2 protein-coding genes are annotated in these 1,340 nt (G+C 61.0%); both read right to left on the reverse strand.

Annotated elements, in window-relative coordinates; all coding sequences use genetic code 11:
* A partial coding sequence (locus ACFSE1_RS00025) for a hypothetical protein (protein ID WP_377394706.1) occupies window positions 1–180 on the reverse strand: 180 nt, incomplete at its 3' end.
* Entirely contained in the window at window positions 180–1,235 is a 1,056-nt protein-coding gene (locus tag ACFSE1_RS00030) for a DUF2169 family type VI secretion system accessory protein (RefSeq protein ID WP_377394709.1), read from the reverse strand. The genes ACFSE1_RS00025 and ACFSE1_RS00030, both read right to left, overlap by 1 nt.
* Window positions 1,236–1,340 lie beyond the last annotated feature (105 nt).

Here is a 1,340-nt window from a genome sequence, read left to right on the forward strand (position 1 = left end):
ATCCGGGATGAGTTCCGGCGGAGCAGGGCTCGGGGCTGTCGGTTTTTGGATTTGTGCTCTGTTCTGCCTTGGCTGTGCGGCTGGCGCCAATGTGCCGGTTAGAGGATCCACCCGCATGTAGCCGTTGAATTGGACATTGCCTGAAGTACTGGCTGGCGAGGCTTGTTGATCGTCGCTCATCAAACGGTCTCCCTCTGGGCCGTGAAGGAGAGAACCGGCACACCGCGCCGTTCAGGCCAACGGAAAGCGGTCCGCCACGTCATGAAGACACGTCCGACGCCGGGCCGCATGTCGAAGTGGACGCCATCGAGGACCATCAGGCCGGATTGCGCGCCCGTGCCCTGATCGATGGACACCTGAAGGGCAAGGCCGGGGAGGGAGCCTTTGAGGCTTTCAAAGCCCGGCAGAAGGTTTGTCAGTTCAAACGGTTCATGGCCTTCAAGCCACGGCTCGGTAATCTGGTCATGCGGGGCTGCCTGCCAGAAGGAATAGTCGAAGTCATGCGGCAGCAGCGGATGGCGACTTGCGACCCAGTCATCGTCATAGGTTCCGGCAAGAGCTGCGCGATCCTTCCAGAAGGGGGAGATTGGCGCAAAACCGGCTGGCTGTGGTCGATCCCGGATCGAGCGGATAGGCTGATCTTCCAGCTCGATCTGCGGTGCTCGCCATTCCGCCTGTTCTTTAAATCGGGCCTCATCGACAAGCCCGATACCAAGCGGGTTGGCCTCAAGCGTGTCTTCAGCGGTGCGCCCGCCGAAGGCTAGACGCCAATCCAGGGGCACATGGCTGACTGGTTCGCCAGGTGTCAGTTCCCAGCCGTCAAGCGCATCCTCGTGAGCGCGGTTGATCAGGCCACGCCATGTCTTGCGCGTTTTGGCTCGCCACAAGCGTGGACCGTGGACCCGCAGGCGTTTCGCCACCGGACCTACCTTAAGAGCACAGGTCCAGCTGCTTTGCGGCTGACCGCCCGGCGCAAAGGCCGCGCCTATGAAGGTGATATCCGTACCCGGTTTGAAAGGTGCAAGATCCGTACAGGCCACCTGCGGCGTCTCGTGCGGGTCGCCTTCATAGGTATCCGACATCACCAGTGGATATTGCTCGTCCGCCAGCCGAAGCGGGCCGTCCTTGGTGAGCTTGAAGGTGCCGCGGGCAACGACCACGCCCATCATGTCGCCTGCCATATTGTATTGGCGAAAGGCGAGAGCAGGAAACGGCGTATGGTTCTCAACCGACATGGCTGGCTTAACCCTTGGCCGTGCTATCTGCCGAAGTGGGGGCTGCCTCCGAGAACCCGCCGCCGGGCTTGTTCAGATCAACGACAACACCATTGATTTGTGTCG

It is taken from the genome of Affinirhizobium helianthi (genome assembly GCF_042680945.1).
In the GTDB taxonomy this organism is placed as follows: domain Bacteria; phylum Pseudomonadota; class Alphaproteobacteria; order Rhizobiales; family Rhizobiaceae; genus Neorhizobium; species Neorhizobium helianthi.